The sequence below is a fragment of the Candidatus Omnitrophota bacterium genome, assembly GCA_016209275.1.
Lineage (GTDB): Bacteria > Omnitrophota > Gorgyraeia > Aquiviventales > Aquiviventaceae > JACQWM01.
Genome location: JACQWM010000042.1, coordinates 25,510 through 47,196, shown reverse-complemented (window position 1 = coordinate 47,196; position 21,687 = coordinate 25,510). Strand labels below are relative to the sequence as shown.

22 protein-coding genes and 1 tRNA gene are annotated in these 21,687 nt (G+C 62.2%); 20 read left to right on the top strand and 3 right to left on the bottom strand.

Translation table 11 applies throughout. The annotated features are described in order from the left end of the window. Position 1: 1 nt before the first annotated feature. From HY737_06025 to HY737_05985, 9 genes are all read left to right on the top strand, one after another. Positions 2 to 76, top strand: a tRNA-Gly gene (locus HY737_06025). 65 nt (positions 77 to 141) lie between these two features. Continuing rightward, positions 142 to 615, top strand: coding sequence for a PTS sugar transporter subunit IIA (locus HY737_06020; protein MBI4597940.1), 474 nt, complete (start codon positions 142 to 144; stop codon positions 613 to 615). A gap of 284 nt (positions 616 to 899) precedes the next feature. Continuing rightward, positions 900 to 1,973 carry a YvcK family protein gene (locus HY737_06015; GenBank protein ID MBI4597939.1) on the top strand — a complete coding sequence of 358 codons (1,074 nt, stop codon included), beginning with the start codon at positions 900 to 902 and terminating at the stop codon, positions 1,971 to 1,973. Then, on the top strand, positions 1,970 to 4,024 hold the full coding sequence (locus HY737_06010; protein ID MBI4597938.1) for a DUF1926 domain-containing protein: 2,055 nt from the start codon (positions 1,970 to 1,972) through the stop codon (positions 4,022 to 4,024). The genes HY737_06015 and HY737_06010 overlap by 4 nt, the downstream gene beginning before the upstream one ends. Positions 4,025 to 4,029: 5 nt before the next feature. Beyond that, positions 4,030 to 4,317: an HPr family phosphocarrier protein gene (locus HY737_06005; protein ID MBI4597937.1), complete on the top strand. Its 288-nt coding sequence runs from the start codon at positions 4,030 to 4,032 to the stop codon at positions 4,315 to 4,317. After that, complete coding sequence (ptsP, locus tag HY737_06000; GenBank protein ID MBI4597936.1) at positions 4,314 to 6,056, top strand: phosphoenolpyruvate--protein phosphotransferase; 1,743 nt, start codon at positions 4,314 to 4,316, stop codon at positions 6,054 to 6,056. The genes HY737_06005 and ptsP overlap by 4 nt, the downstream gene beginning before the upstream one ends. A gap of 23 nt (positions 6,057 to 6,079) precedes the next feature. Beyond that, positions 6,080 to 6,844, top strand: a complete 765-nt coding sequence (locus tag HY737_05995) for an NTP transferase domain-containing protein (protein ID MBI4597935.1) — start codon at positions 6,080 to 6,082, stop codon at positions 6,842 to 6,844. Between the two features lie 27 nt (positions 6,845 to 6,871). Beyond that, positions 6,872 to 8,104 carry a methionine adenosyltransferase gene (locus HY737_05990; GenBank protein MBI4597934.1) on the top strand — a complete coding sequence of 411 codons (1,233 nt, stop codon included), beginning with the start codon at positions 6,872 to 6,874 and terminating at the stop codon, positions 8,102 to 8,104. Between the two features lie 10 nt (positions 8,105 to 8,114). Further along, the gene (locus HY737_05985) at positions 8,115 to 9,404 is read left to right on the top strand and encodes an adenosylhomocysteinase (protein MBI4597933.1); all 1,290 of its coding nucleotides are present in this window, start codon (positions 8,115 to 8,117) and stop codon (positions 9,402 to 9,404) included. Between the two features lie 5 nt (positions 9,405 to 9,409). On the opposite strand, the gene HY737_05980 is transcribed toward HY737_05985, so the two are convergent. The 3 genes from HY737_05980 to HY737_05970 are packed head-to-tail and all read right to left on the bottom strand — an operon-like array spanning position 9,410 to position 12,362. Further along, on the bottom strand, positions 9,410 to 10,522 hold the full coding sequence (locus HY737_05980) for an LptF/LptG family permease (protein ID MBI4597932.1): 1,113 nt from the start codon (positions 10,520 to 10,522) through the stop codon (positions 9,410 to 9,412). Between the two features lies 1 nt (position 10,523). Then, positions 10,524 to 11,615, bottom strand: coding sequence for an LptF/LptG family permease (locus tag HY737_05975; protein MBI4597931.1), 1,092 nt, complete (start codon positions 11,613 to 11,615; stop codon positions 10,524 to 10,526). An 18-nt stretch (positions 11,616 to 11,633) separates the two neighbouring features. Then, positions 11,634 to 12,362 (bottom strand): ComF family protein, encoded by a 729-nt coding sequence (locus HY737_05970; protein ID MBI4597930.1) that lies wholly within the window; start codon positions 12,360 to 12,362, stop codon positions 11,634 to 11,636. 111 nt (positions 12,363 to 12,473) lie between these two features. Between HY737_05970 and HY737_05965 the strand changes: the two genes are divergently transcribed. From HY737_05965 to HY737_05915, 11 genes are all read left to right on the top strand, one after another. Further along, positions 12,474 to 12,995: a hypothetical protein gene (locus HY737_05965; protein ID MBI4597929.1), complete on the top strand. Its 522-nt coding sequence runs from the start codon at positions 12,474 to 12,476 to the stop codon at positions 12,993 to 12,995. A gap of 14 nt (positions 12,996 to 13,009) precedes the next feature. Continuing rightward, on the top strand, positions 13,010 to 13,225 hold the full coding sequence (locus HY737_05960) for a hypothetical protein (GenBank protein MBI4597928.1): 216 nt from the start codon (positions 13,010 to 13,012) through the stop codon (positions 13,223 to 13,225). A 19-nt stretch (positions 13,226 to 13,244) separates the two neighbouring features. Next, positions 13,245 to 13,451: a DUF2934 domain-containing protein gene (locus tag HY737_05955; GenBank protein MBI4597927.1), complete on the top strand. Its 207-nt coding sequence runs from the start codon at positions 13,245 to 13,247 to the stop codon at positions 13,449 to 13,451. A 17-nt stretch (positions 13,452 to 13,468) separates the two neighbouring features. Further along, the gene (locus HY737_05950; protein MBI4597926.1) at positions 13,469 to 14,923 is read left to right on the top strand and encodes a PAS domain-containing protein; all 1,455 of its coding nucleotides are present in this window, start codon (positions 13,469 to 13,471) and stop codon (positions 14,921 to 14,923) included. Between the two features lie 10 nt (positions 14,924 to 14,933). Continuing rightward, entirely contained in the window at positions 14,934 to 16,085 is a 1,152-nt protein-coding gene (locus tag HY737_05945) for a tetratricopeptide repeat protein (GenBank protein ID MBI4597925.1), read from the top strand. Between the two features lie 3 nt (positions 16,086 to 16,088). Next, positions 16,089 to 16,706: a LysE family transporter gene (locus tag HY737_05940; GenBank protein MBI4597924.1), complete on the top strand. Its 618-nt coding sequence runs from the start codon at positions 16,089 to 16,091 to the stop codon at positions 16,704 to 16,706. A gap of 46 nt (positions 16,707 to 16,752) precedes the next feature. Further along, on the top strand, positions 16,753 to 17,622 hold the full coding sequence (locus tag HY737_05935; protein MBI4597923.1) for an AAA family ATPase: 870 nt from the start codon (positions 16,753 to 16,755) through the stop codon (positions 17,620 to 17,622). Next, entirely contained in the window at positions 17,619 to 18,251 is a 633-nt protein-coding gene (locus tag HY737_05930) for a hypothetical protein (GenBank protein ID MBI4597922.1), read from the top strand. The genes HY737_05935 and HY737_05930 overlap by 4 nt, the downstream gene beginning before the upstream one ends. Beyond that, positions 18,251 to 19,990, top strand: a complete 1,740-nt coding sequence (locus HY737_05925) for a hypothetical protein (protein ID MBI4597921.1) — start codon at positions 18,251 to 18,253, stop codon at positions 19,988 to 19,990. The genes HY737_05930 and HY737_05925 overlap by 1 nt, the downstream gene beginning before the upstream one ends. Further along, on the top strand, positions 19,987 to 21,024 hold the full coding sequence (locus HY737_05920; GenBank protein MBI4597920.1) for a hypothetical protein: 1,038 nt from the start codon (positions 19,987 to 19,989) through the stop codon (positions 21,022 to 21,024). The genes HY737_05925 and HY737_05920 overlap by 4 nt, the downstream gene beginning before the upstream one ends. A 182-nt stretch (positions 21,025 to 21,206) precedes the next feature. Then, a complete protein-coding gene (locus HY737_05915) occupies positions 21,207 to 21,680 on the top strand; it encodes a hypothetical protein (protein MBI4597919.1) in 474 nt (157 codons plus the stop codon). Positions 21,681 to 21,687 lie beyond the last annotated feature (7 nt).

The window sequence follows — 21,687 nt, the reverse complement described above, 5'->3', positions numbered from 1 at the left end:
TGCGGGTGTAGCTCAGTGGTAGAGCGTCACGTTGCCAACGTGAAAGTCGTGGGTTCAAATCCCATCACCCGCTCCAATTTTCAATCGTAGAAGATATCGGCGGGATCTCCCGCTCCACATTCTTTAGCTGAGAGGGTTGCCATGCACATGATGGGATTTTTGGACGATCGGGCCGTTAGCGTGAATCTCCAAGCGCACCAAAATAAAGAAGCGGTCATCCGGGAGCTGACGCAACTGCTCGTCAGCGCTGGCGCGATCAAAGACAAAGACGTCGCGAAACTGGTGCAGACCCTGCTGAAACGCGAGTCGCTCGGCTCCACGGGGATTGGGCAGGGGGTGGCCATCCCGCACGGCAAATCCGATTGCGTGGGCAAGCTCGTGGCCGCGTTTGGCATTTCCCGGCAAGGTGTTGATTTCGACTCGCTCGACGGCGAGCCGGTGCATCTGTTCTTCCTCCTCGTCGCCCCGGAAGATTCCGCCGGGCCACACCTCAAAGCCTTAGCGCGGATCTCCCGGCTGCTCAAAGATAAGCATTTCCGCGACAGCCTCCGCAACGCGAAAGATGAAAAGACGGTCGCGAAGATCATCCAGGACGAGGACGCTCGTCGCCCGTGACGTTCATGATCAATCCGCTCAGATTCCTGAAATGGTTCTACCCCGGCATGCAGGTCAAGCGCTGGCTGTTTCTCGCCATCGCCGGGCTCTTTCTCTTCGGCATGGGGACGGGGCTCTTGACGGTCGAAGGCAGCATTTGGCTTCGGCTGACGAGCCTCAGCATTCTGCTGACCGGCCTGTTGTCATTGGTGTTCGGCGTGGGCCTGTTGGTGCGCTCGCTGCTGGAAGTGGTCGCTCCGGAGCACACCCAGGATCTCGTGGATGTCGTCTTCCAGCGCCGGCATCTGACGAAAGGGCCGAAAGTCGTCGTGATCGGAGGCGGCACCGGCCTGTCCACCTTGCTGCATGGCTTGAAGCACTACACGACCAATATCACCGCGATCGTGACGGTGGCGGATGACGGCGGCAGCTCCGGGCGCTTGCGGAAGGAGTTTGACATGATCCCGCCCGGGGATATCCGCAACTGCCTCGTGGCACTCGCCGATACCGAGCCGCTGATGCAGCAGCTGTTTCAGTATCGCTTTGCCGAAGACTCGGCGCTGAAGGGCCACAATTTCGGCAATCTGTTTTTGACGGCGATGACCAAGATCACGGGAGATTTTGAGCGCGCCATTCAGGCGTCCAGCAAGGTGCTGGCGATCCGCGGGCGAGTGGTCCCATCGACCAACGCCAAAGTGCGCTTGGTCGCCGAACATGAGGACGGCACCGTCACACAGGGGGAAACGAATATTTCGCACGCGACCGTGCCGATTCGCCGCATCTACCTTGAGCCGGCCGGGTGCCGCCCCTCCACCGAAGCGCTGCAGGCCATCCATGACGCGCAGGTGATCATCTTGGGGCCCGGCTCCTTGTTTACGAGCATCATTCCGAACCTGCTCGTTGAGCACATGGTGGATGCGATCGTGCAATCCAAGGCGCTGAAGGCGTATATCTGCAATGTGATGACGCAATCGCGCGAGACCTCGGGCTTTAAGGCCAGCGATCATGTGCGCGCCCTCATCACGCATACCAACCCCGGCCTGCTCCACGTGTGTCTCGTGAACACCGAGCCGGTGCCGCCGCTGCTGCTGGAGAAATACCGCGAGGAAGACGCGTTTCCGGTGGAGGCGGATATCAGGCGAATTCGCGAAATGGGCTATCAGGTGGTCTCCGGCAATATCATCAACACCGAAAACTACGTGCGGCACGATCCCGACAAAGTGGCGAAGGTCGTGATACAGCTGGTCACTGGCGCTCGCCATCGGCCGCCGGCGCCGCCGAGGCCTGCCCTGTCGATCGGCGCTCCGATGGCGTCGCCTGAGCCGCCGCCCGGCCAGCCGGTTGATGAGGCGACGGCAGCCCCCATGCCGCTGCCATGAGCCAAACGCCTGTCACGCTGCTGATGGCGATTCATTGCCATCAGCCGGTCGGCAACTTTGGGTTCGTCTTTGAAGAGGCCTACCAGAAATCGTATGACCCGTTCCTTCGCGTGCTGGCTCGACATCCCCGCGTGCGCTTGGCCCTCCACTACAGCGGCTGCCTGCTGGACTGGCTGCGGGAGCACCACCCGGAATTTTTGACCCGGGTGTCCTCGCTGGTCCGCCGCGGCCAGGTGGAATTGCTGGTCTCCGGCTACTACGAGCCGATCCTCCCGCTGATTCCCGAGGCCGACCGGCAAGGACAGCTGGCCAAGATGCGCGCCGCGCTTGCCGGTTTAGGTCAGCCAGACGCCGCAGGGTTGTGGCTGACCGAGCGCGTCTGGGAGCCGGAGCTGCCGGCAACACTCGCAGCGGCAGGTGTTCGCTATACGATGGTCGACACGAATCAATTTCTGCCGGCACAGCCGTTTCTGCCGCGCGCGCTGCAGATCCACGATGAGGGCGGATGGGATGTGCTGGGCGCGTATGCCACCGAATACGGCGGAGCGGTCGTCACGGTCTTTCCCGCCTCGAAGCGGTTGCGGTATTGGCTGCCGTTTAAGCCCGTGGAGACCACGGTGGATTTTCTGCGGGGTCTTCCGCGCGAGCGGCCAGCGGCGATCACGTTTGCGGATGACGGGGAAAAGTTCGGTTTGTGGCCGAAGACGCACCAGTGGGTGTATGAGGAAGGATGGCTCGAGCGCTTCTTCAGCGTCTTAGAGCAGGAACAGGCGTGGCTCAAGACGGCGACGTTCCAGGACTATCTCGCGCACACACCGCCGAGCGGGCGCGTCTATTTGCCGTGCGGCAGCTATGAGGAAATGCTGGAGTGGTCCGGCGGCAATTTTCGGAATTTTTTCACGAAATATCCCGAAGCCAATGCGATGCAGCAGAAGATGCTGCGGGTGAGCCGCCAACTCCAGACAACGTCGAATGACGAATGTCGAATGTCGAATAAGTCGAAGAAAAAGAGCAATTCGCAATTCGCAATTCGAAATTCGAAATTACTCAATCAGGCACGTGAGGAGTTGTACGCCGGCCAGTGCAACTGCGCCTATTGGCACGGGGTCTTCGGGGGCTTGTATCTGTCGCATCTTCGCCGGGCCGTGTATCGCCATCTCATTGCCGCGGAGGATTTGCTGCGCCGCAGCGACGGGGCCAGACCCTCCTCGTCTGACGAGGATGCGGATGGCGACGGCCAGGAGGAGACCATCCTGACGGCGAAGACCATGTCGGCCGTCGTGGATCCGGCCGATGGCGGGACGATCACCGAATGGAGCGTGTTCGGCCCGCGGATCAATCTGCTCGACACGCTGACCCGGCGTCCGGAGCTGTATCACCGGCAACTCACGGCGAAGCATCCGCAAGCCGTCGCGGCCGCCGCGAGCCCGGCGAGCATTCACGATCTCTTGCGCGCCAAAGACGCCGATCTTGAGGCGCGCATCACCTATGATGATCACCGGCGCAGCGGGTTTGTTGATTATGGGCTGCAGCGCGTGCCCTCGCTGGCCGAGGTGCAGCGCTCTGCCTGGGCGGAGCAGCAGTTGTGGGCGGGCGGGGCGTTTCAGCGCGCGCCGGCGCGGGCCAAGCGCTCTCCGGCCCTGGCCCTCGTCCGGTCGCACGAGGGGGGGAGCATCCGCAAGACGATTGCGCTCTCTGACCGCGGCGTTGACTGCGGGTACGCGGTGGAGCGGCTGAATGTTGCGGCGATCGGGATCGAATTCACTCTAGGGCTTCGCGATGATCGCTACCTGGAAGCCGCGGGGCAGCAGCAGACGCATACCTTTGAGCTTCGGGAGGGTTTTAGCCGCGTGTCCGTCCACCTCACGATTGATCCGCCGGCGCTCCTGTACCATTTCCCCATTGACACGATCTCGGAATCCGAAGAGGGATTGGAGCGGACCTATCAGGGGTTATGTGTGATCTGTTTTTGGACCTTGGAGCATGCGCGCGCGCCGAAGGGCTTGGTGGATTGGCAGTGCCGCCTTCGGTGGAGCATTGGGACCGGCTGATGGCGATCGCGAAGCAGACGGTGAGCGTGATTCATCCGCAAGGGCTCCACGCGCGGCCGGCCGCCCTCTTCGTGCAGCTGGCCAAAGCGTTTCAGAGCTCCGTCACGGTGAAAAAAGGCCGCAGAATCGTTGATGGCAAGTCTATCATGGGGCTGCTCACCCTGGCGGCCGGGCCGGCGTCGCGGATTGCGATTGTGACCGAGGGCGTTGATGCCGAGGAGGCCTTAGCCCAGCTCGTCGAGTTAGTGACGACGCCATTGCCGGAGCTCCCGATTCCGAAGCGACGAAAATGATCCACCTTAAAGGCATTCCTGCCGCGCCCGGTATTGCCATCGGCAAGACCCTGTTCTTCGATAGCGAGGATGTGTCGGTGCCGCGCCGGGCGATCGCCGAGGATCAAGTGCCGTATGAGGTGCTGCGGCTTGAAGAGGCGTTCATCAAGACGCGCCACCAGATCCTGACGATCCAGAAGAAGCTCTCCGAGGATCTCGGCCAGGAGCACGCGGAAATCCTCAACGCCCATCTGCTGGTGCTGGAGGATCAGGCCCTGCGCGAGGAGATCATCAACGGCCTGAAGCGCCAGCATGTGAATGTCGAAGCCATTTTTGACGAGGTGATCCGCAGGCATCTGAAGGCGTTTTCCCGAACGGAAGACGAGTATCTGCGCGAGCGCACCGCGGATATCGATGATGTCCGGCGGCGGGTGCTGCGCAACTTGCTCGGGCGCCCGCACGGCACGCTCGCCCACCTCGAAGAGCCGATGGTGGTCGTGGCCCATGATCTCTCGCCGTCCGAGACCGCGCAGATGCATCGGCAGCATGTGATCGCCTTCGTCACCGATGTCGGCGGCCGCACGAGCCACACGGCGATCATGGCGAAATCGCTGGAGATCCCTGCCGTGGTCGGAGTCGAAGGAGCGACCAAGCGAATTGCGAAGGGCGAGTTCGTCATCGTGGACGGCACGCGCGGCGAAGTGCTCATCGATCCGGATGCCGAGACCATTGCGCGCTATGAGGTGGAGCAGCGGCGCCATCAGGAAATCAATCGCCAGCTGCTGCATGTGAAAGATCTTCCGGCGGAAACCTTGGATCGCCGCGCGATCATGCTGTCGGCGAATATCGAGCTGCCGGATGAGGTCCCCTCGGTCATCGCGCATGGCGCGCAAGGCATCGGGTTGTTCCGCACGGAGTTTTTGTACCTCAACCGGAATGACTTTCCCACGGAAGCGGAGCAGTACGAGGCGTACCGCCAGGTCGTGGAGCAGGTGGCACCCCATCCGGTGATCATCCGGACGATGGACTTAGGCGGCGATAAATTTTTCTCCCCGCTGCAGCTGCCCTCGGAAATCAATCCGTTCATGGGATGGCGCGCGATCCGGTTCAGCCTTGCTCGGCCCGACATCTTCCGCATGCAGTTACGGGCGATCCTGCGGGCGAGTGTCGCCGGCAATCTGAAGATGATGTATCCGATGATTTCGGGCATTGAGGAGCTGCGCCGCGCCAACGAAATTCTGCGCGAGGTCAAGCAGGAGCTCGCCCGCGAGGGCGTGCCCATGGCCAAGACCATGGAGGTGGGGGCCATGATTGAAGTGCCCTCAGCGGCCCTGACGTGCGACCTGCTCGCCAGCGAGGTGGACTTTTTCTCGATCGGCACCAATGACCTGATTCAGTATTCGCTGGCCGTGGACCGGGTCAATGAAAAAATCGCCTACCTCTACGAGCCGACGCACCCGGCGATTCTGCGCTTGATCAAGCAGATCATCGAGGTCGGCCATGCGGCGAAGATCTGGGTGGGCATGTGCGGGGAAATGGCCGGCGAGCCGTCGCTCGCCCTGCTCCTGTTGGGCATGGGGCTGGATGAGTTTTCCACCTCGCCGGTCCAGCTGCCGATCGTCAAACAGGTGATCCGCTCGGTGGAATATTCATACGCCCAATCGGTGGTGGCTGAGGCGTTGACGCTGAAGACGGCAAAAGAAGTGGAAGCCTTCTTGCTCGCGAGCTTGAAGCAAGTGGCTCCCGCCCTGGTTGAGTGATTGAGTGAGTAAGTGAGTGGGGCATGATCACTGCGGTGTTGCTGGCGGCGGGATACGCCACACGGCTGTATCCCCTCACGACGGATCGGCCCAAAACGCTGCTGCGCTTAGGCCGCGGCGTGATCTTAGATGAGGTCGTGCGCGCGGTCCGAGAGGTGCCGGATGTTCGGCGCATCCTGCTCGTGAGCAACGGGCGATTTGCGGCGCAATTCGAGGCGTGGCGGCGATCGGCCCGGCAGACCGACGTGGAGATCATCAACGATGGAACGATGACCGCCGAAACGCGCCTCGGAGCCATTCGCGATCTGGCGTTGGCGCACCGCGACGTCGAAGCGCAGGATGATCTGCTCGTGGTGGGGACGGATAACCTGTTTCGATGGTCGATGAGCTGTTTCGCCGCCCAGGCTCAGCGGATGCTCCCGCATGCCAGTGTGGCCTTGTGGCATGCGCCCTCGAGGGACGTCGCCACCCAATGCGGGGTGGTCGTGCGCGATGCGGAGCATCGCATCACGCAATTTGCGGAAAAATCGCCGCAGCCGCCATCGGCCGAAGTCGCCGTCTGCGTGTATTATCTTCCAGCGGCCATCAGGGCGATGATCGGGGCGTTTTTGAAGGAGGGCAACGCCGATGCGCCAGGCTTTTTCATTCAGTGGCTAGCACGGCGGAGCCCGGTGTATGGTGTTGAGATGCCCGGTGAGTGGCATGACATCGGTACCATCAAGGCGTATGAGGCTATCGTGAAGACCTGGACGACGACTTCAACCAGGAAGCGAGGAGCTGGGAGCTAGGAGCTGGGGAGAAAAGGAGGAAGTCTGATGAAACGTCATCTGTTCACGTCGGAGTCGGTCACGGAGGGGCATCCGGATAAGATTGCGGATCAGATCTCCGATGCCGTGCTGGACGCGATTTATGAAAAGGACCCCAATGGCCGGGTGGCGTGCGAAACGCTGGTGACGACCGGCCTGGCCTTTGTGGCCGGGGAGATCACCACCTCGTGCTACATCGAAATTCCCCAGATCGTGCGCGAGACGATCCATAAGATCGGCTACGTCGAGCCGGAGCACGGCTTCGCCTATGAAACCTGCGGTGTGGCGACATCGATCCAGTCGCAATCGCCGGATATCGCGCTCGGCGTTGACACCGGGGGGGCCGGCGATCAAGGCATGATGTTCGGCTATGCCACGAATGAGACGCCGGAGTACATGCCGCTGCCGATCATGCTCGCCCATCGCCTCTCCCGGCGCCTCTCCGAGGTCCGCAAGCAACAGCTCGTGGACTACCTGCTGCCGGATGGCAAGACCCAGGTGACGATCGAGTATCACGACGGGCGCGTCGGCCGTGTGGAAGCCGTCGTGGTCAGCGCCCACCATCAGGGGGGCGTTTCGCTTTCGCGCATCCGCGCGGACATGAAACGGCTGGTGGTTGAGCCGATCGTGCCCAAGCAGTGGCTCGATCGGAAGACGAAGATTTTCGTCAATCCCACCGGGCGATTCGAGGTGGGCGGGCCGATGGGCGATACGGGCCTGACCGGACGGAAAATCATCATGGATACCTACGGCGGCGTCATCGGCCACGGCGGCGGGGCGTTTTCCGGCAAGGACCCGACCAAGGTGGACCGCTCGGCCGCCTACATGGCCCGCTATGTGGCCAAGAACTTGGTCGCCGCCGGGCTGGCGGATCAATGCGAGATTCAGCTGGCCTATGCCATTGGCGTGGCGGAGCCGGTGTCCTTGATGATCGACACGCACGGCACCGGCAAGCTCTCCGATCAGAGCCTGGTCGCCATCGTTCGAGAATTGTTTGATCTGACCCCCGTCGGCATCATCAAGACGTTGAAATTGCGCCGGCCGATCTATTTGAAGACGGCGGCCTACGGCCATTTCGGCCGCACCGAAGAGGGGTTCACCTGGGAGGAATTGGACCGCGTGGCAGAGATGAAGCGGGCGGCGCGGCACCATCACCCGGCAGGTCACAAGCCGCATACTCACCATACGTCGCCGCGAATGAATCTCAGGAGCCTCGATGCCCAACGAAGCAATGGTGCTTGAGCCACGATCCATGAGCCGCGCGCGAGGGCCATCCCGCCACGGAGCGCTGTCCCATATCCGAGATCCGCGGCTCGCCGCCTCCGGGCGGTCAAAAATCGAGTGGGCCGAAGGGCAGATGCCGGTGCTGCTGTCGATTCGGCAGCGGGCGGCCAAGACGAAGCCGCTCTCCGGCCTGCGGGTGGCGTGCTGCCTGCATGTGACGACGGAAACTGCGCATCTCATGCTCACCCTCAAGGCGGCCGGGGCGCAGATCGCGTTATGCGCCTCGAACCCGCTCTCCACCCAGGATGATGTGGCGGCCAGCTTGGTGAGCGATTTCGGCATCTCGGTCTACGCCATCCGCGGCGAGAATCGCCGCACGTATTACCAGCATATCGAGCGCGTGCTGGGAGGGCAGCCGCACATCACGATGGATGACGGCGCGGATCTCGTCTCCACGATCCACAAGCAGCCGGAGCGCTTCGGGGGCTCCGTCATCGGAGGCACCGAAGAGACGACGACGGGGGTGATCCGCCTGAAAAGCCTTGATGCGCAAGGCAAGCTGCGGTATCCGGTGATTGCGGTGAATGACGCGGACACGAAGCACCTGTTTGATAACCGCTATGGCACTGGCCAATCGACCATCGATGGAATCTTGCGCGCGACCAACCGGTTGATCGCCGGCTCGGTCTTCGTGGTGGCCGGCTACGGCTGGTGCGGCAAGGGCCTGGCCCAGCGGGCGAAGGGGATGGGGGGCCGCGTGATCGTGACGGAGATTCATCCGGTGAAAGGCCTGGAAGCGGTGATGGATGGGTTTGAGGTGATGCCGATGGCCTCGGCGGCGGCCCTCGGCGATATCTTTGTGACGGTGACCGGCTGCAGCGATGTCTTGCGGCAGCCGCATTTCCTGCGCATGAAAGACGGGGCGATCGTGTCCAACTCCGGCCACTTTGATGTCGAAATCAATCTCGAGGAGCTGCGGCGGCTCTCCAAGCGGCATCACACGGCGCGCAACGGGATCGATCAGTTCCTGCTGAAAAACGGCCGGACGATCAATGTGCTTGCCGAAGGCCGGCTGGTCAACCTGGCATGCGCCGAAGGGCACCCGCCCGGCGTGATGGATATGTCCTTTGCCAATCAAGCCCTGGCGGCCGAGTACCTGAAACGGGAAGCGCGGCGGATCGCCCCGCACGTGTATCCCGTGCCGAAGGCAATCGACCAGGAGATCGCGCGGCTGAAGCTCAAGGCGATGGGGGTCTCGGTCGACACGCTCACCCCCGAGCAAGAGGAGTATCTCTCGAGCTGGGAACTGGGCACCTAACTGCGTTAGGGGTTTCGCCTCAGCAGGCGGAGGGCCCACCACACCGCCAGGGCATGAGGCAGCAGCGCGCCGACGATGACGGGAGGAAATTGCAGCCCGCGCCAGGGAACGCCCGCAAGGTAAAACGATTTGGCCAGCCCCTCGCCGAATCCCACACCGACGTAATAGAGCAGCCCCCATCCTAAGCTCATTCCCAGCCCTCGGAGATTGCCGCGCAATTGGGGCTGGGTGGAGCCGGCAAACGCCAGCAGGCAGACGATCACGTTCATCAGCGGCATCGTCAGCTTCGACCAGAGGGCGACCTGAAACTCCCGCACGTTCGTGATGTTGATCGATTTCAGCCGCGCGATCAAGAGGCGCAGATGGCCGAACCGCATCGTCTCCGGCCGCGCCTGGGGATTCCTGAAGGTGTCGATCGTCACCGGGTAACTCAACAGCCGCTCGACGAAGAACTCCGGTTCTCCCTGCAGCAGGCCCTTCGCGTTGAGGCGGTAAATCGTGCCGTTCAATAGCAGCCATCCGTGCGGCGTTTCGATGGCGCGCTCCGCGTGCAAATTTTTCAGCGGACGGTTCTTGAGATCGTGCTCAAGAATCGTCAGCTCCGTCAGCTCCTTCTGCTCCACCTCCAGCATCCGCGCGTGATAGAGGCGATTAAATGCGTCGGTGACGGCGACATTGTGGATCGGGGCATCCGTTTTTTTGCCGCGGAAATGCGCCTCCTTGATCTGCTCGTACGCCACCGCCGTCTTCGGGATCACCCGGTCATTCACCAGAAACACGGCCAGGCTGACGAGCCATCCCAAAAACAGAAACGGGATGCTAGCCCGCAGCAAGCTCGTCCCGGAGGCGCTCATGGCCAGCAGCTCCTGATACCGCGAGAGCCGCGAGGCCACAAACGAGCCGGAGAGCAGCAACGCAATGGGCGAGGCCTTCACGAAGATGAAGGGAATAAAGTTCAGATAATACTGGGCCAGGGTGCGCAGCGGAATGCGGTACCGGAGAATGTCGTCCAGGCGCTCAAAAATGTCAATCAGGCAGCTCAAGAAAATGAAGACGATGAGACACCAGATCCACACCGGGATGAGCTGCTTGACGGCGTACCGATCGAGAATTCGCATGTCAGTGGCGGACGGCGCGCGCGAGCAGGGGCGCGCTGATGAGCCCGCCGAGGAGGTTGGGCGCCCACATGGCCGCCATCGGCGAGAGCCAGCCTTTCAGCGCAATGGCATTCATTCCGATATTCAGCAGGTAGTAGGCCATGAAGATCCCCAGCACCCACACGTAGGCGATCAGCCGCTCATGATGATGCAAGCGCAGGCCGAGGGCCAGCCCGAAGATCGCGAAGATCAGCACGGCGAATGCGCCGGCGATTTTTTGATGCAGCTCCAGGCTGATCGGGAGCCCGTCGATGCCTTCGGCGCCCAGGCGCGTGCGCTCGGCCATCAATTCCTTGAACGTCATCTCCCGCAGTTTCTTGCGCAGCTGCGAGGGGTCTTCCTGTCCCGAGCGCAAGTTCATGGCGTACTCCTTGAAGACCGTTTTATAGAACGCGCCGGGATGGAATTGATCCCACTCATCCATCGTCCCGTCGGAGAGCTTCAACTGGACGCCGCGTTTATCCGGCAGCTGCTCGAAGCGTCCCCGATCGGCGATGATCGTCCGGGTGGGGCCGTTGGCTTGCGGTTGGTAGATCCGGACGTTGTCCAATCGCCGTCCCTCCACATGATAGACGTAGATCACATACGGCGGGAAATCCTTGATGAAGGTGCCGGCTTCCAGATACGCGGTGGGTTGCTTCATCCCGATCGCCTTGAGCTGCCGGCGGAACGCCAGGTGCGACATGGGGACGAGCCGATCGTTGACGACCAGCATGAAGCCGCTGAGGACCAACCCCACCATGACCATCGGCAGCACCAGCCGAAAGGGGGCCACGCCGGAGGCGCGCATCGCAATCAGCTCATAGTCGCTGCTCAGGCGCCCGAAAGCCAGGATCATCGCGACCAGGCAGGCCATCGGGACCGTGAAACTGAGCAAAAAGGGGACCAGGTAGATCATCAACCGGAGGATATCGAAGAGGCTCACACCCTTGGAGATGACGAGATCGGCGAACTTGACGATGTTGCCGACCAGCAGTACCGCCGTCAAGCCCCCCAGCGTGACGAAGAACGGCCCCACATGCTCGAGCAAGACGTACGTGCGCAGCGTCTTCATCCGAGGAAGCAGAAAGCTCTACTCATGTAATGGAGTTCTGGCCCCGGTGAGCACGTAGACGGCTCGGGCTCCGGCCTCTTTGAGCGCGGCAGCGCACGCATGGGCGGTGGCCCGGCTTGTCATGACATCATCAATGAGGAGGACGGCGCGATCGTTGACCAGCCGCGGTTGCGCCACGAAGGCATGGCGGACATTTCGCCACCGCGCGCCGGGCGACGGCAAGTGATGTTGCGCCCGGGTCCATCGCACGCAGCGAAGGGCCGAGGCCGCGTACGGTTTCTGGAGCAGGCGAGCGATGTCGCGGCCTAATTCGTCCGTCGGATGGGCCCCGCGCATCCTGCGCTTGAGCCAATGCGCAGGAACCGGGGCGAGGAGCGTGATCGCCTCGAGCGGAAAGGCCGACGCGGCCAATGCGGCCATATCGTTAGCCAGCCATCGGGAGAGCCGCCAGCGATGGTGGTATTTGATCTGGCGGAGGAGGGTTTGGCCGGTTCCGGCGTACTGCAATGGGGCGCGCGCCATCTCAAACGCCGGAGGGCGGTCGCGGCATGCGCGGCATCGCACGATAGCATCGAAGGCTGCGGCAAGCGGCGCGCCGCAGCGCACGCAGTAGGGGGCCCTCGTGCGCGGGAGCCGCTGCTGGCATGCGCCGCAGAGCAGATGGCGATCGGTCCTCCGGGAGGGCAGCGGAGCCCGGCACAGCAGGCACGCGTTGGGGTAGAGCAGGCCAATCAGGGATGCAAGCATAGAAACTCCACCATAACACGGGCATCTTGATGCGTCAATGGACTGTCCGTTACATGAGAAAGGCTTGACGGGGTAGAACGCATTCTGTAGGCTATAAGAGTCTCTACCACTATGACACCACAAGAAATTCAGGTCCGAGCGCTCTATTTGTTTCTCGCCTGCAGCCAAGTGATCGACACCTCTCAAGCACAGGCAGGCCGAGCGGTTCCCGAAGCGCCGGAGACCGGCCGGCTGTTGTTTCAGAAAACACTCAGAAGGGAGCTGGGATTGCTCTTCCGCTATTGGGCCACGCAGCATATTTGGAAGGCGCTGGAGCGCTGCGAAGCCGATGCCACCAACATCAATCTCGCGCTCCTGCGGCTGTTCTTCGAGGGGCTCCGCTTGCCGAAGGATGGCAGCGGGTTGCGGTATGCGCAGCTGTTTACCGTGCCGGAGCAAATCCAGGAGCTGTCTCACCGCCTGAACCAGAGCCTGGGGACGGGTGGCGATGCCGTGCTGAAACAGCTCCAGGATGATCTGCCGGCGTGGCGAGCTGAAGTCATCAAGCACACCACCGATGCGCTCGGGCTCTCCATTGAGGAGCTCTCAGCCAAGATCAAGCGCTGGGCGGAGCGGGAGCCTGAGGCGGTGTGAGGGAGCATCGCGTCATGGCCATCCCTGCATGGTTGTGGATCACCTCGCCGTTGAAATTAGCGCTCTGGTGCTTTGCGCGCGCGGCGACATGGGGCGGGACAGCGTTCCTTTGGAAACGGCATCGGCGCGCGCGGCAGCACTTCTGGGTCCGGCTGCTCGTGCTCAACGCGGTGTCGATCGGCATTCTGGTAGGCGTGTTTTTTTGGCTCCATCATCGCGTGGTGCAATAATCAACAGAGGGAGGTGCGCATGGCCCGTCAGGGAGTGTTAAAAGCGTTCTCGGAGAGCGAAGCGTCAACCACGCCGAAGAGCGAGGAGATCGCCCGCGTGGCCTACGAATTGTTTGCGCAGCGGGGCTGCGAGCACGGGCATGACCAAGAAGACTGGTTTCGCGCGGAGCAGATTGTTCGCCAGCGGCGCCGCTCACAAAAGCAGCAGATAGCCAATAGCAGATAGCACACAGTCGGATGCCAGTGCCCACGAGTGAAGTGTCGCTGACCTTCATCGTTGCCGGTGTGGCCGCCATCGCCTTGGTGATCGGCGTGCTCCTCTACCGCTATTCCCAGCGGAGCAGCCGAGAGCAGTTTGAGGGCGAGGGGGAGCGCTCCGGGGGAGGAGCCGCCTCCTCGGCCACGCTGCCTCCCACCCAGCTCGCCCCGGTGATTCTCGAGCAGCTGAAGCAATTGCCCGGCTCATCCCAACAGCGCCAGCGCGTGGCCCGGACTGTGACCGACATCGTGCAGCGGGCGATGGACGATCATGTGGGAACCGTTAAGCGCGACCTGACCCACCACTACGGCCGTCAGCTGGAGGAAACCAAGCGGACCGCCTCGGCCCTCCAGCGCAAGTATCAGGAGACGCTGCAGGAGAAGAAGCAAACCAGCGCCGTGCTGGAGAGCATCGCGGAGGGGCTCGTCGTCATCAACAATAAGGGCGATGTGGTGATGATGAACTCGGCGGCCGAGCGGCTGCTGTCGGTGCGGCAGAAAGACCGGATCGGCCGGCCGCTGCAAGAGGGCCTCGGCGATGAGCAGCTGCTCTCGCTCGTGCAGGGCAACCGCAACGACGGCGCGCAGGAGATCGTGCTCGACGCCAAGCAGGAGAGCACCAAGCGGGTCCTGCGCGCGAGCCATGCCATGATCACCGATGAAAACGGCAAGACGGTGGGGATGCTGGCGATGCTCAGCGACGTGACGAAGCAGCGGGAGATCGAGCAGCTCAAATCTGATTTCGTCTCCACGGTCAGCCATGAGCTGCGCACGCCGCTCGTGGCCATGCGCCACGCCCTCTCCATCCTGACGGATCAGGTGGCCGGCCCGCTCAATGGCGAGCAGCAGAACTTCGCCGGCATCATCCAGCGCAACCTGGATCGCCTCAATACCCTGATCAACGATCTGCTGGATCTTTCGAAGCTGGAAGCCAGGAAAATGGCGCTGCGCCCCGAGACGGCGTCGATAAGCGCGATCGTCGCACAGGTGGCCGAGTCGCTCGAGCCGTGGGCGGGCACGAAGGCCATCAGCCTGGTGCGCCGCGTGCCGGAGGGCTTGCCGAATGTGGTGTGCGACCCCAACCGCATGACCCAGGTGCTCACGAATCTCGTGGGCAACGCGATTAAGTTCACGCCGAACCAGGGGCGGGTGACGATCGAAGTGAAGCTCATTCCTGAGGAGCGGATGCTGGAAGTCAGCGTCGCTGACACCGGCATCGGCATTACCCCTGAGGATCTGCCGAAGCTCTTCAGCAAATTCCAGCAAGTCGGCGGCGAGCGCGCCGGCAGCGACATGAGCGGCACGGGCCTGGGGCTGGTCATTGCCAAGGAAATCGTCGAGCTGCATCAAGGCCGCATTTGGGCTGAAAGCGACGGCAAGCAGGGCTCCCGTTTTCTCTTCGCGATTCCGCTCAATCCTGCCTTTCCAACGGCGTCGTAGAGGCCGCACCGTGCGACGCCTTAGCCTATGGACGATGGTCGTCCTGGGCGGCGTTGCCGCCGCGGCGTGGGCCCTCGAAGACTCCTCTCCATCCTCGCTGCCTGCGAAAGTCTCCCGGTTGAACAACCTTGGGGTCACGGCGGCGCAAAGCGGGGATTTCGAAATTGCCGCGGACTATCTTCGCCAAGCGCTGGCGATGGCTCCCCGCGACGCCCACGTCAAGGAGAACCTGTCCAGCATCTTGACCGATTGGTCGCTGGGGGTGGACCAGCAGGGCAAGCCGCAGGAGGCGGTCGATCTGCTCGAGGAGGCCGTCGAGCTGCAGGCCAAGAACGGGAAAGCCTGGGTCCGCCTGGGGGACATCTTGTATTTCCGCATGAGCCGATTCTCCGAGGCGATCGCCGCCTGGCAGCAGGCGCAAGGGAAGATCCCCGAGGCCGCCTGGCGCAGCGTCGTGGAGCGGATCGCCCAAGCCCAGCGCGATCAGCTCATCGAACGCACATTCGCCAATAGCGAATCGCCGCATTTCGTGATTCGCGCGGCCCCCAACGAATCGTTCGATCGCGAGGCCCTCGTGGCGACGCTGGAGAAGGCGCATCTTCGGCTCAGCGAGGTCTTCGGGGACGCCCCCCCGCACCTGACCGTCCTGGTGTATAGCCGGGGAGATTTGCACCGCACCTATTACCAGCGCGACTGGGCCGTCGGATTTTATGACGGCCGGATTCGGCTCAGCGCCGAAGACTTGGATGCCCCCTACGTTCCCGACCTCATCATGCACGAGCTGACGCATGCGTTCCTTCAAGAATTGTACGGCCGCCGGCTGCCGACCTGGGTCCATGAAGGGTTTGCCCAGGCGATGGAGCGGGGCTTGTTGAGCAGCCCGGAGCGCGACCGGATCGAGCGGCGGATCAGGGAACGCGCCCAGTGGATTCCGTTGAAATGGCTGGATCGGCATTTTCAGCAGCCCTCGAGCACCGAGGATATCGCGCATGCGTATGTGGAGGCGAGCGTCGTCGTTGAGGAGCTGGTGAAGCGCTACGGCCGAGGGCGGTGGCTCGCGTTTCTTGAAGCGCTCTCCAAAGGCCGGACGGCGGAGTTGGCCTACAACGAACACTTCGCGCCCTCCACCTGGGCCAAAGCGGATCGAGGCATTTTCGACTGAGTGATGGGTTTACTCATTCTCTTTGGTGTCGGGTTCACCACGGGCCTCTCAGGCGCCATGCTGCCTGGACCGCTGTTTCTCCACACCGTCTCTGAAGCGCTGCATGCGGGGCGGTGGACCGGGGTGAAGGTGGCCGTCGGCCATTTGCTGCTCGAGCTGTGCTTCGTCGCGCTGATTCTCCTCGGGTGCCGGCAGCTGCTGGTCTCATCCACGTTCCGCGCCATCATGGTGTGGGTGGGGGCGATCGGGTTGATCGTCATGGGCGCTATGATCCTCACGCAGCTGCCGCATTTTTCGCTGCGGCATCAGGCGGCCGTCGCCTTTCACGGCGGACCGTGGCTCGGGGGGGCGGTGTTTAGCATCGTCAGCCCGGGGTTTATCGTGTGGTGGGCGACGATCGGGGCGGCGGTGCTCGTCCAGGGGATGCTCGCCGGATGGCGGGGCCTTGCGGCCGTCTTGCTCGGTCATGCCGCGGCGGATGTGTCGTGGTCGTGGGGCATCGCGTTGTCGGTTGAAAAAGGCAAGGCGTATTGCACCGACCGGACCTATCGGCTCATCATGGCCGGGATCGCGGCGTGGTTGATCATCTTGGGGGTGGGGCTGCCGATGAGCAAAGGTTGACAAGGGTGCATAATTTTGTTACAAGTAAACGTAAGATCAAGCACTTATGAGCTACTACCGCGTCATTGGGCTCGAGAAAGAACCGTTTTCCACAAGTCCTGATCCTGCCTTCTTCTACCAATCCGATAAGCATCGCGCCGCCCTGGCCAATCTCCTCATCGAGTTTCGGCTCAAACGGGGCCTGAGCATCGTGCTAGGCGATGTGGGGACCGGCAAGACCACCTTGGGCCGCAAGCTGATCCAAATGCTGCGGGATCGCGAGGGCTTCATCTTTCACATGGTGCTCGATCCCACCTATCCGTCGGAGGATCTGTTTTTCAGCGCCCTCATCCGCACGCTGGGGGTCAGCATGACGGCGGCCGCACCCACGCTGGTGGACTACCGCGAAGTGCTAGAACGGTTTCTCTTGCACAAAAGCGTCGGCGAGCGGCAGACCGTCGTGCTCATCATCGACGAGGCGCACAAGCTCAATGCGCTGTCATTGGAAGCCTTGCGCATCCTGCTCAACTATGAAACCAATGAGGTGAAATTGCTGCAGCTGGTCCTCATGGGGCAGATGGAGCTGCTGCCCCTGGTGACGGGGATGCGCAATCTCATGGACCGGATCAGCTTTCGGTGCGAGCTCTCGCCGCTGTCGCTTGAGCAGACGCGCGAGATGATTCATTTTCGGCTGCAAGAGGCCGGCTACCGCTCGCCGCTGACCCTGTTTACTGACGAGGCAGTTGAGGCGATTTTCGAGTATTCGGACGGCTACCCGCGGCGCATTGCGATGATGGCGCACAAGGCGCTGCGGACGCTCGTCATGCAGAAACGGCGCGTCGTGGATGGCGAGCTGGTGGATGATTTGGTGCAGCAGGAATTGGAGGCGGGATGGTTCCCAGTAAGGAGACTGCAGAAGAGCAGCTCCTCCGTATGATTGAAGGCTCAACAGCCCCCGCTACGCCTCAGCCGCCTCAGCGCGGCGGCCGGTATGTTGAGCGGATGACGGAGCAGCTGAAGGCGCAACTGGCCCAGGCGCGCCGCTGGGCCTGGCCGTTGCCGCAGCGCGCGACCAGCGATGCGCTGCTCGCTCGGCTTCGGCTTATCGAGCGGCTCCTCTGGGTCGCCTTGATCCTGTTGGGCGCGTACGTGGTCTGGAGCGTATGGCTGACCGAGCGGCATCCGCCGGTGATCGCCTCGCATTCTCCCGCGGTGGGGCCGGAATCCTCCGCGGCGCAATCGCCGAACCCCGAGGGGGACCGCCTCAAGGAGCTTTCGGAGTACCGGGAAGCGCTCGCCCTGCGCAACCCGTTTGCGCTGAGCGCTCGCTCAAGCGGGGGGCGCTCCGATGAGGAAGTGAAAAATAAGCTCACCCAGCTGACCGGGGTGCTGTCCGTCGTCGGCATCAACCGCGGGGCCTCGCCAGAAGCGCTCATCGAGCACAGCGAAGAGAAGCGCACCTATTTCGTGAAAGTCGGCGATCAAATCAACGGCCTGACCGTGCGTGCCATCGACCAGCGCGGCGTGGTGGTCTCCTATGAAGGCGAAGAAATCGTCCTCAAATAATGGCCAGTAAGCGACAGATTTCCCCGTGGAGGATTGTGGGCGCTGCGTCGCTGATCAGCGCCACGTTCTTATGGCTGACGTGGGTGCGCGCGGGCGCGGCGGATGACCAGCCGGTGGAAGTGGCCGCCTTGCCGGCGGAGCCAGCCCCCGCCCAGACGTCCCTCTTGGGCATGAATGAGCGCGTCTCCCTGGACTTGCGCTCCACCGACGCCACCGATGCGCTGAAATACCTGGCGTCCAAAGGCGGCCTGAACATCGCCATCAGCAAAAACGTCTCCGGACGCGTGAATCTGTTTTTGACCGATGTGCCGATCCGCGATGTCTTCGAGCTGATCCTGCGCAGCAATAGCCTCGCGTATGACCGGCAGGGCGATGTGTACAACATCATGACCGAGGAGGAATATCGCGCGCTGTACGGCAAGAAATTCGCCGACCTGCGCCAGGTGCGGACCTTCCGATTGCAATATGCCATCCCCCAGCAGGCCTTCAACCTCCTGGATACCTTAAAGAGCGAAGTCGGCCGCCTGCTCGTCGATGAAGACACCGGGACCGTCATGGTCATGGACACGCCGCAGACGCTGCAGAAGATGGAGCTGGCCCTCGCCACACTGGAGAAGGGCGGCATGACCCGGGTGATCGATTTGAAGTACGCGAAGGCGAAGGACGTCGAGGAGCGGCTCAAGGACCAGCTCGAGGCCAATAAGCTGGGCTTCGTGAAGGCCGATGAGCGCAGCAATCAGGTCATCCTGAAGACCCTGCCGGATCGCATGGATGAGCTGGAAGCGCTCATCCGCATGATCGATCGCAAGACCCGCGAGGTGCTCATCGACTCGAAAATCGTGAAAGTGCAGTACAATGACGACCATATCACCGGTGTCGATTGGGACCAGGTCTTCACCAATATTAAATTTCACGGCGTGGATAAGAAAGGAGATTTTCGCTCAGCGGTGAGCGGCACCCCGCCGAGCGAAGTTCCCTCCGTGACTCGGATGGACCTGAACGCGCTGTTGGGGTTAAGCAGCAGCACCGGAACCGGTCCGACGGGCACCAAGGCTCCGACCCGAGCGAATCTGGGCAAGCTCGCCTTTACCACCATCAACACCACAGGCTATGAATTGTTCCGCTATCTGCAAACCCTCGGCAAAACGCAGATTATTTCCAATCCGCGCCTGATGGTGACGGAGAACCAGGAAGCCAAGATCCACGTGGGCACTCGCGAAGCGTATATCACGAGCACGACCACGACCGGCCAGACCACGTCGACGACGGCGGAGGACGTGCAGTTTATCGATGTGGGGATCCAGCTGGCGGTCACCCCGACCATCAATCAAGACGGGTTTGTGACGATGAAAATCAAGCCGGAGGTCTCCAGCGTCGTCCGCACGCTCACCACGCCGAGCAACAACAAAATCCCCATCGTGGATACCTCTACCGCCGAAACGAATGTGATGGTGGCGGACGGCACGACGGTGGTCCTCGGCGGCCTGCGGAAAGAGGAAATAAAGAACACGGATGAGCAGATCCCCTGGCTGGGCCACATCCCCATCATCGGCGACATCCTCTTCAAGCAGGCCAATCACAGCAAAACGCTGACCGAGCTCGTGGTCTTCATCACCCCGCACATCCTGGGAGGCGAGAAGCTGGTGACCGGCGATGAGTCGGGGCGCGTGCTGGAGTACCGCGACTACGCTCCGGTGCTGTCCAAGCAGCCCTCGCGCGCGGAGCCGCGCCGCCGATGACCGAACGCCGCGGGAACACCACATGGCGAGAGGTGGGCGTCGTCATCGTGATCGGGCTGGCCATCGTGGCGGCCGGCCATACCGCCTGGCGCCTGATGGGCGAATTGCGCCGCCTGCGCTCCGAACAGCTCGACTTGAAAAAACATGAGGTGCTCACGCAGGAGCAATTGAATCAGTTCCAGGCGGAGCAGGCCCAGCTGACGAAGAATTTGCAGCTCGTGGCGACCGATCGGGATAATCTCGTGGCCCAGGTCAAGCACATGGCGCAGGCTCAGCAGGATGCCGACACGCAGCGGCAGCTCTTCGAAGACATGTTCCGCGGATCAGAAGCCGAGCGGCTGGCCCTCCTGCATCGGTTGGGCCCGCTGGAAACGCAGCAGCAGGAGCTGGTGAAGGACCGGGAGTTTCTCATCAACGAGCGGGCCGCCCTGCAGCAGTCGGTGGTAGCGCTGCAGGATCGGGTCCAAAAGCGCACCGAAGAAAAACGCCTCAAGCAGCAGCTGGCCGACGCGGAAAAAAAGCGCAAGCAGCTTGAGGCGTCGCTGGCGAAAAATTCCCGCACGCTGGATCAGGTGGCGAAGGAGCGCGCGAGCATCCAGCAGGATTTCGCCAAGCTGAAACAGCGCTACGAGCCGCTGCAGGAGCGCTATGCGCAGCTTTTATCCGACAATAAGACGCTCAAGAGGAAGGTGGAGCGCCTGCCCGGCGACCTGGCGGATTTGACGCGCGAGCATGAGCGCCTGATCAAAGACTTGGGCGACACCCACTATAATATGGGGGTCATGTTTTCGAAGCGCCGGGATTTCCCCCGCGCGGCCGCCGAGTTTCAGAAGGCGATCGAGCTGAAGCCCGATGACGCCGACTCCGATTACTATCTGGGGGTGATTTATGACGAGCTCCTGCCGGATCGCGGGCGGGCCACCACGCTGCTGCGGCAGTATCTCGTCCTCAGCCCCGAGGGGGCGCAAGCCAACTGGGCGCAGCAGTACATTGCGTCATGGAGAGCGTGGGAAGCGAAAGAGCGGCTGGAGTAATGGATCATGGATGGTGGATGGTGGATGGTGGATTTGAAGGTGCTGGTTCTTCCACGATCCACGATCCACGATCCACGATCTCTGCTAGGGTAAGCGGTGTTGCTGCGGCCCTTCTGTGGTTCTCTAGTGCGCTGCCAGTTTACGCCGCGGACGAGCCGACGGTTCCAGTGGCGGCGCAGCCTGTGATTTCACCGACGCCGATGGCTGCGCCGGATTCTCCGCTGGATCACCTGAACGCGCAGCTTGGCGGCACGCGATGGCGGATCGACGTCACCCCGCTTAGGCCGGCATCGCCAGCGCCCTCCCAGAAAGACATCCTCATGTTCGACGACGGCAAGGTGGCCTCGGAGCGGCTCGCCGCAGAGGGGTTTGCGGCGAGCAAGTATACGTTGAGCTTTGGGGAAGGCGAGGCGCTGGTGTGGGAATCCATGATGCGCAGCGAGGCCGCTGGGATCGTGTTTTGGCACGCTGAGCTGCAGCGCAATGCCATCCGCGGGGTGTTCAGCAAGCGCGCCGGCGGAGAAGCCCACCAAGATTTTTCCTTCTCAGGGGCGGAGACCAGCGGCAAGACAGTGCGCCTGCCGGCAACGGCCACGGCGGCGATGCCGCTTGGGATCGCCACAGAGGCTCCAACGACACCGCAGGGTCATCACTAACAAAGGT